The sequence below is a fragment of the Streptomyces sp. NPDC058751 genome (assembly GCF_042746485.1).
Lineage (GTDB): Bacteria > Actinomycetota > Actinomycetes > Streptomycetales > Streptomycetaceae > Streptomyces.
Genome location: NZ_JBHYPZ010000026.1, coordinates 21869 through 34415 on the forward strand (window position 1 = coordinate 21869; position 12547 = coordinate 34415).

A 12547-nucleotide genomic window follows, 5' to 3' on the forward strand; every position below is an offset into this window, starting at 1 on the left:
GGGACAGGACGTCCACCAGGACGATCAGAGCCGTCAGGAGAGGTTCTGCCGCTCGCGCTCCTCCACACGTCCACGGGCTTCCTCCGCCCGCTCGGTCCATCTCCTGTCGATCTCCTCGGGCCGGTGGTGGCCGCACTCGATGACGTTGCCCGAGCGGTCGGTCACCTGTGCGTCCCAGTCGCCGGCCTCGACCCAGACCGTGACGTTCTCGATCCCGGCGGCCCTGTCCTCCTCGTCCGCCCAGCATGTGACCGAGAAGGCCAGCTCATCGCCGTCGTAGTCGGACCGGACGCGGAACGCCTCTCCGGGCTCCAGCCAGCGGTCCTCGCCCAGCGGCTCCAGCCACAGTACGAGCAGGCCCGTGTTGTCGTTGCACACTTCCATGACTGCCATGGCCGCACGGTATCCGCTCGGCCCGCGGCCTCAGCGAGGGCCCGTGGCGACCGCCCCCGGGACCAGCAGCGAGTCCAGCACGCCGTCCACCTCGCCGAAGGACAGGTCCGCGACCAGCCGCAACCCCGCTGACCTCGCCGCGGGCCGGCCCCGCGAGCTCGACCCGGTAGCCCGCGGCGCCTCCGGTCTCCCGGCCCGCCAGGGCGAAGACCTCGGCCGGGCCGGTGACGTCGAGGAGGTCGACGCCGGGGAAGACCGCGATGACGACGCGGCGGGTGCTGGACATGGGCCCGTCCTGTCCGGCACGACTCGGTGGGGGCGATGACGCTCTGCCGGCACATTCGGACGCGGTCGTCCGCCGCACGCAGCGGTCCTGGTGCTTCGTACGGGTGCTCTGCGCGGCGCCTCGTACGGATGCTTCGTACGGGTGCTCTGTGCGGCGCCTCGTACGGATGCTTCGTACGGGTGTCTCGTACGGGATTCGATCGCGTGGAGCCCCGACTTGATAGGCAAGCCGTCGCTTGCCTATCGTGGTGAGCGTGACGGAGGATGTCTTCAAGGCGCTGGCCGACCCCACGCGGCGGCGGATCCTGGACGAGCTGGTGGAGCGGGACGGGCAGACCCTGTTCGAGATCTGCACACGGCTCGTGACCAAACACGGCCTGGGGCTCTCCCGTCAGGCGATCAGCCAGCACCTGGCCGTGCTGGAATCCGCGGGGCTGGTCGTCTCACGGCGCCAGGGCCGCTACAAGCTGCACGACCTCGACACCGAACCCCTCGAGCGCATCGCCACCCGATGGCTCAGGCCCGACCCACCGGAGAACACCCCATGAGGATCCACCTGTCCAGCGTCTTCGTCGACGACCAGGAGACGGCCCTGCGCTTCTACACCGACGTGCTGGGCTTCGTGAAGAAGCACGACGTCCCCCTGGGCGAGGCCCGGTGGCTGACCGTGGTCTCGCCGGAAGACCCCGACGGGACCGAGCTGCTGCTCGAGCCCTCCGGTCATCCCGCGGTGCGGCCGTACAAGACGGCTCTGGTCCAGGACGGCATCCCGGCCACCTCCTTCGCCGTGGAGGACGTGCGGGCGGAGTTCAGCCGACTGCGCGGCCTGGGGGTGCACTTCACCCAGGAGCCCCTGGAGATGGGCCCGGTCACCACCGCGGTGCTGGACGACACCTGCGGCAACCTGATCCAGATCGTGCACAGCAAGTGAACCGCCCGCCGTAGGCCCGCCCGCCCGCCCGCACAGAAGCCCGCGTCCAGGTCTTCGCGCAGAGGAACGGGCCCCCACGGAGCGTGCCGGGCGACGCCCGGCACGTGTCCGGAACGGCGACCACCACGGCCGAACCCGTCGGCCGGCCGGGCCTGGTGGGGCCGGGCCGGCCACAACGGTGCGGGGCCGGTGACACGGAGGAACACCGGCCCCGCACCGCGCCGACGGCACACGCCGACCGCAGGGCCCCGGTCCTGTCAGCAGTCAGCGGGGGCCGGAGCGAGGGTGACGGCCGAGGTGAAGATGTCACGGTCGTTCTGGCGGGCGGTGACGCGGACGCGGGTGCGGCCGAGGGCGTCGGCCGGAAGGGCGTCGGCCAGGATCCAGCACGGGACGTCGAGTTCCGCGTAGCGGGTGAAGACGGACTCCATGCCGACGGCGACGGTGGGCGCGGGATGGGCCAGGGCCTGGGCGGCCTGGCGCGCCGCTTCGAGCAGCAGCATGCCGGGGGCGTGGTCGACCGGGTGGTCGAAGAGGATCGGGTGGGTGGTGTCGGCCCGCAGGTGCCACCGGTCGCGGACGTGGGTGGGAGACAGCACCACGTCCTCGAAGCCGTCCCGGCCCACGGGTCGCGGGGACGCCGGGGGCGACAGCGGCAGGACACGGACGGCGGCGAGGTCGGCGTACCGGCCGCGCAGACGCTCGTAGACGGCCCGGTCCTGGATGGTGAAGCGCGAGCGCGCGGTGGCGAACGGGGCTCCGTCGCGCAGGACTTGAACGGTCAGGGCTATCGCGGAGGCGCGGTCACGGCGATAGGTGACCTTCGGGCAGGTGATGCGCAGTTCGACGAGGGCGGGAGCGGTGCCCGTACCCGCGCGCAGAGCCGAAGGCCCTTCGAGGCCGGCGGACGCGGGGTCCGGGCCGGTGTGCGGGGCGGGGCGGCCTTCGGGGCCGGCGGGTGTCTCCGGGCCCGGGGCGACGATGTGCCAGTCGAGGTCCTGCCACAACAGCTGGTGGCCGAACGGTACGGCGTAGGCCCCGTGGGAGAGCAGCGGCAGGGTCTGGCGGATCGTCTCGCTCAGCAGCATCGGGTCGAGCAGCCCGTGGCGGGTGCGGTAGAAGCGGTGGTCGCGGGGCCACTGGGCGGTGACGGTGAAGGCGTCCGGACCCGTGCGCTCCCAGGTCCGGAGCAGCACTTCCTCGGGCCTGGTCTTGTGCGTGTAGCTCTGCGGCACGGGTGCGAGCGAGCCGCCGGCCTGCTCCCGTACGGCGGTGACGACGTGTTCCTGGACTGCGGTGGTGACCTGTTCCCGGACAGCGTTCGACGGCATGCCTGAATCTCCCCCTGGGTTCAGCACGAGATGGACGCCGGTCCCCGTTTGGTCGTCGGGCCCGGCTCGAATAACATAGAGGTCGTTCTTTTTGTTTGTCGAGGGATTCAGGAGGCCGATCGATGGCGCGTCAGCAGGAGCGTGCGGTCAGGACCCGGGAGACACTGTTGCGCGCCGCCGCCGAGGTCTTCGACGAAGTCGGTTACTCCGGAGCGAGCATCAACAAGATCCTCGAACGGGCCGGCGCCACCACCGGGGCCATGTACTTCCACTTCAAGTCCAAGGAGGAACTGGCCCGCGCGGTCATCCTGGAACAGGCCGCCGACCTGCGGCTCCCGGAAGGCGTGGGCGGGCTCCAGCAGCTCCTGGACATGACCGCCTACCTGGCGGTCGAGATGCAGAGCAACATCCTCTTCCGGGCGGGCGTACGGCTCGCGGTGGAGCAGGGGGCCACCGAGCTGCAGGACTACGCGATCTACGAGTGGTGGGCCGAACAGTTCCGCCTGGAGCTGGAGCGGGCCCGCGAGATGGGGCAGATCCTGCCGCACGTCCAGGAGGCGGATTTCGCCCGGCTCCTGGTGGGCGCCTACACCGGCACGCAGATCATGTCCCAGATCTCCACCGGCCGGGCCGACCTGCCCGAGCGGATCGCCTCGATGTGGCGATGTCTGCTGCCGGCGCTGGCGCCGGCCGAGGTCATCGCGGAACTCGACCTGTCCCTGTACAGCGGCATCACCAGCGCTACTGCCGCCGCCGCCGCGACGGGCGGCGGCGCCCCTGTCACCACCGGGACGGAGCCCCCCGCATGAGACCCCTCAGAGTCCTGCTCACCGGCGCCACCGGCTTCGTCGGTTCCGAGGTCCTGCGCACCATGCTGCGCGGGCGCGCCGGTGGGCACGGCATCGATGTCCGCGCCCTCGCACGGACCGCTCCGCCCGGCACCCCGGACGCATCCGGTCCGTCCTGGGTGCCGGGGGACCTGTCGGACCCGGCGTCACTGCGCGGCGCGGCACGCGGAACGGACGTCCTGGTCCACCTCGCCTCCCGGGTCTCAGGCGGCCCGGAGGCGTGCGAGGCCGTCAACGTGCGCGGCACCCGGGCCCTCCTGGAGGAGGCCCGGCGTGCCGGCGTCACACGGATCGTGCACCTGTCCACCGCCGCGGTCTACGGGCCGGGACCGCACCGCGGGATCGCGGTGGACGAGGTCTTTCCCGCCCCCGTCTCCCACGCCAGCGTCACCCGGCTCGCCGGGGAACGCCTCGCCCTGGAGGCGGGGGCGGTCGTGCTGCGGCCGGGACTCGTCCTCGGCGCCGGCGACCGCTGGGTGGTGCCCGCCCTGTCGGAGCTGCGCTCCAGGGTCCCGGCCCACTGGGACGGCGGCAGCGGGCTCCTGTCGGTGGTCGACGTCACGGACCTGGCCCGGCTGATCGTCACGCTCGCCGCGACCGGCACGCCGGTGGGCCCCGCGGTGCACCACGCGAGCCATCCGGTGCCCGTCAGCAACCGCGACCTGATGGCCGCGCTGACGGAACGGGGCCTGGTGGACCCGGTCACCGCAGACTGGTCCTGGGAGAACTGCCTGCGGCGGCTGCGGGAGGTGCCGGGAAGCACGAGCGAGCGTCAGTTCTCCCTGCTGGCCCGCGACCACTGGTACCGCAGCGAGGACATCTGGCGGATCACCGGCTGCCCCGCGGGTCCCGGCCCGCTGGCCCGTCTCGCCGGGTCCACGCCCTGGTACCGCGTTCACCTGGCGGCCTGACGAGGGACGCGCCAGTGTCGTACGGCGGGACTCCCGCAAGGTGCCAAAGTCGTCCGCCGGGTGTGCGTACGGGGCGGCACCGGACCCGCCCGCCTATAGGCTCCAGGCACCGAAGCACCGACATCGTGTCGCGCGGTCCGGGGTTCCCGCGGGCCCGCAGGGCCTTCGGCCCCGGCCACCGCCGGAGGAGGGCCGAGGAAACGCCGTCCCGTCGACCGCCGGGACCGGTCGCCCGATCAGCGGGGCCGGTGGCCGACGGCGCGGTCGGCGGAGGCCGGTGACCCGAGCGCCGGGTGGCCGTCCACCCTGGCGCCGGGCGGCCGGTGACCGGTGGCCCGAACGCCGGGGCCGGCGGTCCGAACGGCACGGAACCATCCCTCCGCCGTGCGGCGCACGGCACCGGACACCCCGGGCCCGCTCCGGCCCGACGGCGCGACGCCTTCTAGCAGCCCGGAGGAACCGTGCAGCCCGGTCGAGAACAGCGGACCCCTCCCCCGCCGCCCCCGGCGGCCGCCCCCGCCCCGCGGGAACGGCGCCGTCGCGGCACGGAGGTCCCGGCATGGTGAGACAACTACGGGCCGAACAGACCCGCCACGCGCTGATCGCCGCCGCCGCCTCGGAGTTCGACCGGCACGGGTACGCCGGGACCTCCCTGTCACGGATCTGCAAGACGGCCGGCACCACCATGGGCGCGCTGACCTTCCACTTCCCCACGAAGGGCGACCTCGCGGAGGCCGTGCACGCCGCCGGGGACGCGGCGACGCTCGCCGCCCTGAGCCCCGTCGCGGCCGTACCGCGCCCCGGGATCCAGGTGGTCATCGACCTGACGATCGAGCTGGCCCGGCTGCTGGAGCGGGACGTCACCGTACGGGCCGCCGGACGGCTGGCGCGGGAGCGGGCCGCCGACGCGGCGCAGCGGCCCGCGGGATGGGTCCGTGTCCTGCGGGACCTGCTGGAGCGGGCCCGACCCGAGGGGTACGGGACCCGGGTGCCGTGCGACAGGGACCTGCGGGACGTGGAACTGCTGGTGGCCTATCTGATGGCCGGCGCCGAGGCGTCGGTGCGGTCCGGGGCCGAAGGCGGCAGCGTCTCACAGGAGTTGCGCGGCTTGTGGGCGTTCCTGACGTGCGGCGGGCTGCACGCGGCCCTCACGAGAGACACCTCCCCGTCGGAGGGATCCGCCCGCTCGGGAAGCACCGTCCTCCCGGCAGGGTCCGCCCGCGCCGGGGACGGTTCCTCCGCCGGGGGCCCGGAGGGGCCGCGCTGAGTTCCTCGACTCGCCCTCTGCCACACCCGACTACCTTTTCGGCGCCCCTGTCGCGTCTCGCGCCGCCCCGTTTCCCCGCCCCGCCCGTCTCCCCCGCCGGACCCGTCACACCCGTCGTACCGAAGGAGCGCCCCCATGACCACCGCCCGACGCCACGCGCTCGTCATCGGTGCATCCCGCGGCATCGGAGCGGCCGTCGCCACCGAACCGGCCGCCGCCGGACACGCCGTGGCCGTGGCCCGGCTCGCCTCCGAGCGGGCGGAGTGGGCCGGCGGTGCCGTACTCGGCCTCAACGGCGCCTCCCACCCGCGCTGAGACACGGCGCCCCACACCCCCGCACATCACGCGTCACCCATCACGCATCACTTGGAAAGGGACTCCCATGGACGGTACGACGGTGCGCGCGGCGCTCCTGCAGATCGACGTAGACCCTGGCGAGACGGCCGGTGCCCGCCGCGAGCGCGTCGCGGAGCTGGTCCGGGCCGAACGCGGTGCGGACCTGGTGGTACTGCCCGAGCTGTGGCCGGTCGGCGCCTTCGACTTCGAGCGGTTCGGCTCCCACGCGGAGCCGCTGGCGGGCCCGACGTCCGCGGCGATGGGGGCGGCCGCCCGCGAGGCCGGGGTGTGGCTGCACGCCGGTTCGATCGTCGAGCGGTGCCCGGACGGGGCGCTGCGCAACACCTCGCTGCTCTTCGGACCCGACGGCCGGCCGCGCGGCACGTACCGGAAGATCCACCGCTTCGGCTTCGACCGCGGCGAGGCCGCCCTGATGGCCGCCGGACAGGAGGTCGTCACCGCCCCGCTGACCGGCACCGGGCTGACCGCGGGCCTGGCCACCTGCTACGACCTGCGCTTCCCCGAGCAGTTCCGGCTGCTCGTCGACGCCGGCGCCGATCTCCTGGTCGTCCCGGCCGGATGGCCCGCACGGCGGCGCTCCCACTGGTCGCTGCTGGCGCGCGCCCGCGCGGTGGAGTCGCAGGCGTACGTACTGGCCTGCAACACCGCGGGCACGCACGCCGGGGTGGAGCAGGCCGGACACAGCGTGGTCGTCGACCCGTGGGGCGAGGTGGTCGCCGAAGCGGGTGCCGGGGAGCAGGTGCTGCGGGTGGAGCTGGACCCCGGCCTGGTCGCCCGCACCCGCGAGGAGTTCCCCGTGCTGCGCGACCGGAGGCTGGGCGTGCCGCAGCCCGCGTAGAGCCGGCCTGGAGCGGCCGGGGCGCCGGACTTGCCTAAGTGGACGGGGAGTTCGGCCCCCGGGACGGTCGGCACTTGTGGCCGCGCGGCAGCCGTGTAACGCTCTTTCCCGAGCCCGTATGTCGTTTTCCGGACGCTCTCCGTACCGCCCGAACCGCCGTGCTCCACAGGCCCGTTCGCGCGGACGGCGGCTCATCGCCCCCTCTCCCGAAGCGCCGCCCCGTGCGGCGCTTTCGTGTTCACCGACCCCGAAGAAGCTAGGAGTTGGCCGTGGCCGACGAAACGTCCCAGTGCGCCTCGACGCGCTGCCGCAGGGCGGACGGCGGCATCGCCCGCCCGCACGGGCGGCGCGCGGAAACCGGCAGCCGTCTGTGCGGCCTGTGCCGCCGGGCCGTCGCGCGTGACGTGGCCGCCCTGCCGGGACTGTACGGGCACAGCGAGTCCGAGCGGGGCAGGCCCTCCGGCGGCGCTCCCGCGCAGCGCGTCACCGGCAGCCGGGAGGCCGGGCTGCCGGTGCGGCCCTCGGCCCTGGAGGCCCGCCACGACGTGGTCGCCGTGCTGTCCGCCTGGTCGCGCCTGGTGGTGGACGAGGTGGCGGACGCGGTGCCGCCGCGCCGTACGGTGGCCGACATGGCCGCCTTCCTCGGCCGGTACGCCGACCGGCTGGCGGCCCGTCCGGAGGCAGGCCGGTTCGCCGACGAGATGGCGCGGGCGACGGCGGCGCTGCGCCGGGAGGACAGCGCTCCGGCGACCGGCCTCGTCTCCCTCGGACCGTGCGTCGAAGAGGGCTGCGCGGCCGAGGTGTTCCTGCCCCGCCGGGGCGGCGAGGGCCTGCTGCTGCGCGGGCCGGTCTGCGCCGCGGGGCATGTCCTGACCCCGCGCCAGTGGCTCGCCCTGCGGGAGGCGGCGTGAGCGCCCGCGCCCGCCGGGTGCCCACGGAACTCGCGGCACTCGCCCTCGGCGTCCGGGAGGTCACGATCCGCCAGTGGGCCCGACGCGGCAAGATCACCCGGTACGGGACCGCGCGGCGCGCCCTGTACGACCTCGACGAACTGACCGAACTCGCCCGTACGACCACGCCCACTCCCGAACCCGCGCCCGCTCCTCCTGGAGCGCCCGCGCACGGACCCGCCTCCTGAGCCACGCCCGCGCACGGCCCCGACTCTTCGGCCACGCCCGTCGGCCGTGAGCGCGGCCGGGGGCACCGGAGGCCGGTGCCCCCGGCTCCCGTGACCGACGCGGCGGGACAGGGGCGGCCGTCCACCCCACCCCGCACCTGTCCCGGCCCCCTCCCCCAGCACCCCTGGATCAGGACACCCCCATACCCCATCTGACCGTTTTATCCGCATTCACTCGCATTCATCCGCAAGGAGAGACGACACCCCATGGACACCACCGACTGGCAGCAGCACTGGAACAACCGGCGTGACCCCTTCGTGCAGGAGTGCCTCGAGGCCCGCGACGACCTGCTCGCGGACCTCAAGGACCCCGGATCCGCGCAGGAACGCGTGCTGCGCGACATCATCGGCGTCTGCGCCGACTCCCTCCACTGGAAGGCGCGGGGCTACAACGTCACCGCCGAGGACCCCTCCCTCTTCCGTTCGGTCCTGCCGATCAGGCGGTACGCCGACTTCCTCCCGGAGATCGAGCGCGAGACCCGCACCAAGGGAGGCGTGCTCTCCTGCAGCCCCGTACTGCGCTGGCTCAAGACCAGCGGCACGACCGGGGTGCCCAAGCGGGTCCCGTACACCCTGCACTGGCTGCTCACGTACCGCATTCCCGCCATGAAGGCCATGTGGGGCACCTACCTCCTGCACCACCCCGAACTCCTCGCCCACCCCTGGGCCACCCTGGACACCCAGACCGTCCGCGAGGACGTGTACGACTTCGTGCACGGCGTGGAGCACCAGGCGATCAGCAACCGGCACCCGCAGATCAACAGCCGTGACTGGAACCCGCCGTGGTACCAGTCCCCCTGGTTCGACACCCAGGCCCCCGCCACCCACGCGGGCCGGATGTACCACCGCATCCGCCACCTCGTCGGCAAGGACCTGCACTACATCTCGGCCATCAACCCGAGCACGCTCATCTCGCTGCGCGACCTGGTCGCCGAGCACGGCGAGGATCTCGTACGCGAGCTGCGCGAGGGCACGCTCGACGGCCGGCCGTGGTCCGAGCCGGACGAGACGGCGGCCCGCCACCTCGAATCGGTGCTGGCCAAGGGAGAGTTCAGCCTGACGGACGTGTGGCCGTCGCTGACCCTGTACAGCTGCTGGCTGTCCTCCAGCGCGGAGCTGTACCGCGCCAAGCTGGACGCGGTGCTGCCCGGTGTCAGCAAGCTGCCGTTCATGGGCTGCGGCACCGAGGGCGTGACCTCCGTACCGGTGGACGACTCGCTGGACAGCCAGCCGCTCGCGGTCGGCCAGGCGTTCTTCGAGTTCGTCCCCGCCGACGTGCCGCTGGGCGAACTGGTCGACGCGGGGACCCCGGTACGGACGCTGTTGTTCGACGAGGTCGAGGCGGGCCGCGACTACCACCTGATCATGACCCAGGGCAACGGCCTCTACCGGCTGTGGACCGGTGACATCTACCGCGTCGACCGGATCGTCGACGGCACCCCGTGGCTGCACTTCGTCCACCGGGACGGGGTGTTCCACTCCTTCACCGGAGAGAAGATCACCGAGGCGGAGGTCACCCGGGCCATCAAGCAGGGCATGGGCGGGCTCGGTCTCGACACCGGCCTGTACATGTGCGGGCCGCGGTGGGCCGAGCCGCCGCACTACGTCGTCGCCGCCGAGGTCCCCGTTCCGGGCGGACACCTCGACCGGGCCCTCTCCCTGGCCGTGGACCGGGAGCTGTGCGAGGTCAACATCGAGTACGCCTCCAAGCGGGACAGCGGCCGGCTCGGGCCGCTGGAGGTGCGCACCGTGCCGCTCGACGCGATCACCGCGTACGCCGAGTCCCGCCGGCAGGCGGGCAACGCCACCCAGTACAAGTACAAGCCGTTCCACCAGGACGTCGACTTCATGACCGGCATCGACGCCTTCACCGCCGGCACCCCGGTCGCCACCGTCACGGGCACCTCCGGCGCTCCGGTCACCACCACACCGGCCGACGCTCCCGTCGGCACACCGGTCGCCCTCGCCGCGGTCACCGCCGCCGGCCACTTCGCACGCTGAGGAGAACAACGAGATGATCGAGACCAAGAGGCCCCCGCAGAACACCCGCCGCGAGATAATCGACCTGCCGTCCGGCGGAGTCGACCTGGCCCTGCACCTCTGGCGGCCCCAGCGGGTCAAGGGCGCCGTCTTCTACTTCCACGGCCTGCAGAGCCACGCCGGCTGGATGTGGGAGGTCGGCCCCCGCTTCGCCGACAACGACATCGCCTTCTTCGTCCTGGACCGGCGGGGCAGCGGGATCAGCCCCGGTGACCGCGGGGACCTGCCCGGGGCCGAGACCCTGCTCGGTGACTACGTCGCCGCGCTGGCCCACGTACGGGAGATGATCGGCGACGACGTGCCGCTGTCGCTCTTCGGCCACTGCCTGGGCGGCTCCTTCATGGCCGCCCTCATGCACCACCCGGACTTCACCACCCGCTACGACGCCGCCGTGTTCTGCTCGTCCTGGCTGGGGCGCATGCACGCCACGCTCGGCGACGACGAACTGCGGGCGCTGGCCGCCGGGACCGGCACCGAGCCGTGGGACGCGGGCCTGAGGTCGCGGGACTTCACCGACGACCCCAAGTACCGGGAGTTCATCGACCACGACGACCTCGCCGTACGCCTGATCACCCGCCGCTCGCGGGCCACCCTGCTGGAGATCGAACGACGCTACCTGGAGCCGGGCACCCGGGCGCTCCCGGCGGTCCCGGCCACCTTCGTGTCGGGCATGAGCGACCCCATCGTCGACCTCGACAGCGCCCACCGGGTGTTCGCCGCGATGGCACCGGACCGCGGGACGATCATGAAGCTGCCCACCGACAAGCACTACCTCTTCTTCACCGGCGTGAGCGCGGACCTGGTCGACTGGACCTCCACCCACACCCTGCTCCAGGGGCTCGACCGTGATGTCTGAGGCCGCCGTGCTCTACCGGGTGCGCCAGCCCATGCACACCCGTTTCGACCACCCCGCGGCGCGCCGCGCCGCGTCCGACAGCCTGGTCCTGCGGCTCGCCTGCGACGGCGTCAGCGGCATCGGCGAGTGCGCGCCCCGGACGTACGTGACCGGCGAGAGCGGCGAGTCCGTCGTCGCGGCGCTGCGCCGGACGCCACTGGAGCGGGTCTTCTCGCTCCTGCGCGGCGAGCCGCCGGCCGGACTCCTGGAGCGGATCCGGCGCGAGGGCTTCGCCGGGGTCTTCGGGACCACCGGCGGGAACAACCTGCTGTGCCTGCTGGAGACGGCGGTCCTGGACCTGCTCGGCCGGCGGCTGGGGCTCGGTGCGGCGGAGCTGATCGGCGACGCCGGGCCGGCGACGGCGGGAGGAACGCCCCCGGCCGCCCCGCCGGTCCCGCAGGCCCCGCCGGTCCCGCAGGCCCTGCCCGTCTCGCAGGTGCTGGACCTGAGCATCACGGCCGAGGAGTTCCTGGCCACCCGCGGTCCGTTCCACTTCGTCAAGATCAAGGCGTCCGACGACATCGAGCGCGACGCCCGCAGCGTCCGGGCGGTGCGCGCGCACGTGGGTGACGGCGTGCCGGTCATGGTGGACGCGAACATGAGCTGGACCGAGGCCACCGCGCTCCCCCACGCGTGGCGGCTGCGGGACGCCGGGGCGGACTACGTGGAAGAGCCGCTGCCCAAGGGCTCCTGGGCCGCTCTGGGCGCCCTGCGCCGCCGGGCGGGGCTGAAGATCATGCTGGACGAGTCCCTGTGCACCCCCGAGGACGCCCGGACGGCGGTCGAGGCACGGGCGTGCGACGCCTTCAACATCCGGGTCGCGAAGAACGGCGGCCCGCTGGGCGCGGCCCGTCTCATCGGCCACGCCCGCCGGCACGGCATCGCGTTCCAGATCGGTGTCCAGGTGGCCGAGGTCGGGCCGCTGATCAACGCGGGCCGGGCGCTGGCCTTCCGCCACCGTGACGCGCTGACCGTCGAGGCGGGCCAGAGCGACCGCTTCTTCCCCGAGATGATCGTCTCGCCGCGCCCGGTCGTCGACCGCCGCGCCAACACCCTTTCGCCCGCACCGGGCCCCGGCTTCGGCATGAGCCTGAACGACGCGGCCGGGCAGTGGGCCGTGCTCGTCCTCCCCGAGGAAAGCGGATCCTGGCGGCCCGTGGCCTCCCCGCGCCCCGCCGCCCACGCCTCGCGCTGAGCACCGCGCCCCGACAGCCCGGCCCCCGCCCGGCCCTGCCCTGCCCTGCCCTGCCCTGCCCCGACATCCAGCATCCGAC

The 12547-nt window shown here is 73.5% G+C and carries 14 protein-coding genes and 1 pseudogene; 12 read left to right on the forward strand and 3 right to left on the reverse strand.

The genetic code is table 11. The features are described 5' to 3' along the window. Positions 1-33: 33 nt before the first annotated feature. Together ACFW6B_RS23655 and ACFW6B_RS23660 are read right to left on the reverse strand one after the other, a co-directional pair. A complete protein-coding gene (locus ACFW6B_RS23655; RefSeq protein ID WP_386598523.1) occupies positions 34-393 on the reverse strand; it encodes a hypothetical protein in 360 nt (119 codons plus the stop codon). Positions 394-429: 36 nt separating this feature from the next. After that, a pseudogene (locus tag ACFW6B_RS23660) lies at positions 430-679 on the reverse strand (AraC family transcriptional regulator); the annotation flags it as partial. Positions 680-932: 253 nt separating this feature from the next. On the opposite strand from ACFW6B_RS23660, the gene ACFW6B_RS23665 reads away from it, so the two are divergent. Continuing rightward, on the forward strand, positions 933-1226 hold the full coding sequence (locus ACFW6B_RS23665; RefSeq protein WP_386598525.1) for an ArsR/SmtB family transcription factor: 294 nt from the start codon (positions 933-935) through the stop codon (positions 1224-1226). After that, positions 1223-1609, forward strand: a complete 387-nt coding sequence (locus ACFW6B_RS23670; protein WP_386598526.1) for a VOC family protein — start codon at positions 1223-1225, stop codon at positions 1607-1609. Before ACFW6B_RS23665 ends, ACFW6B_RS23670 begins: the two co-directional genes overlap by 4 nt. Positions 1610-1866: 257 nt before the next feature. On the opposite strand, the gene ACFW6B_RS23675 is transcribed toward ACFW6B_RS23670, so the two are convergent. After that, positions 1867-2940, reverse strand: coding sequence for a ScbA/BarX family gamma-butyrolactone biosynthesis protein (locus tag ACFW6B_RS23675; protein ID WP_386598527.1), 1074 nt, complete (start codon positions 2938-2940; stop codon positions 1867-1869). Positions 2941-3062: 122 nt separating this feature from the next. On the opposite strand from ACFW6B_RS23675, the gene ACFW6B_RS23680 reads away from it, so the two are divergent. From ACFW6B_RS23680 to ACFW6B_RS23725, 10 genes are all read left to right on the forward strand, one after another. Continuing rightward, entirely contained in the window at positions 3063-3749 is a 687-nt protein-coding gene (locus ACFW6B_RS23680) for a ScbR family autoregulator-binding transcription factor (RefSeq protein WP_386598528.1), read from the forward strand. Further along, positions 3746-4699, forward strand: a complete 954-nt coding sequence (locus tag ACFW6B_RS23685) for an NAD-dependent epimerase/dehydratase family protein (protein ID WP_386598529.1) — start codon at positions 3746-3748, stop codon at positions 4697-4699. Before ACFW6B_RS23680 ends, ACFW6B_RS23685 begins: the two co-directional genes overlap by 4 nt. Positions 4700-5258: 559 nt before the next feature. After that, positions 5259-5966 carry a TetR family transcriptional regulator gene (locus ACFW6B_RS23690; protein ID WP_386598530.1) on the forward strand — a complete coding sequence of 236 codons (708 nt, stop codon included), beginning with the start codon at positions 5259-5261 and terminating at the stop codon, positions 5964-5966. Positions 5967-6101: 135 nt separating this feature from the next. Then, positions 6102-6281, forward strand: a complete 180-nt coding sequence (locus ACFW6B_RS23695) for a hypothetical protein (protein WP_386598531.1) — start codon at positions 6102-6104, stop codon at positions 6279-6281. 82 nt (positions 6282-6363) lie between these two features. Then, complete coding sequence (locus ACFW6B_RS23700; RefSeq protein ID WP_386598629.1) at positions 6364-7161, forward strand: carbon-nitrogen family hydrolase; 798 nt, start codon at positions 6364-6366, stop codon at positions 7159-7161. Between the two features lie 269 nt (positions 7162-7430). Then, positions 7431-8072: a hypothetical protein gene (locus ACFW6B_RS23705; protein ID WP_386598532.1), complete on the forward strand. Its 642-nt coding sequence runs from the start codon at positions 7431-7433 to the stop codon at positions 8070-8072. After that, complete coding sequence (locus ACFW6B_RS23710; RefSeq protein ID WP_386598533.1) at positions 8069-8299, forward strand: transcriptional regulator; 231 nt, start codon at positions 8069-8071, stop codon at positions 8297-8299. Before ACFW6B_RS23705 ends, ACFW6B_RS23710 begins: the two co-directional genes overlap by 4 nt. 246 nt (positions 8300-8545) lie before the next feature. Then, positions 8546-10339, forward strand: a complete 1794-nt coding sequence (locus ACFW6B_RS23715) for a GH3 auxin-responsive promoter family protein (protein ID WP_386598534.1) — start codon at positions 8546-8548, stop codon at positions 10337-10339. 13 nt (positions 10340-10352) lie between these two features. After that, complete coding sequence (locus ACFW6B_RS23720; protein ID WP_386598535.1) at positions 10353-11234, forward strand: alpha/beta hydrolase; 882 nt, start codon at positions 10353-10355, stop codon at positions 11232-11234. Further along, on the forward strand, positions 11227-12468 hold the full coding sequence (locus tag ACFW6B_RS23725; RefSeq protein ID WP_386598536.1) for a mandelate racemase/muconate lactonizing enzyme family protein: 1242 nt from the start codon (positions 11227-11229) through the stop codon (positions 12466-12468). Before ACFW6B_RS23720 ends, ACFW6B_RS23725 begins: the two co-directional genes overlap by 8 nt. Positions 12469-12547 lie beyond the last annotated feature (79 nt).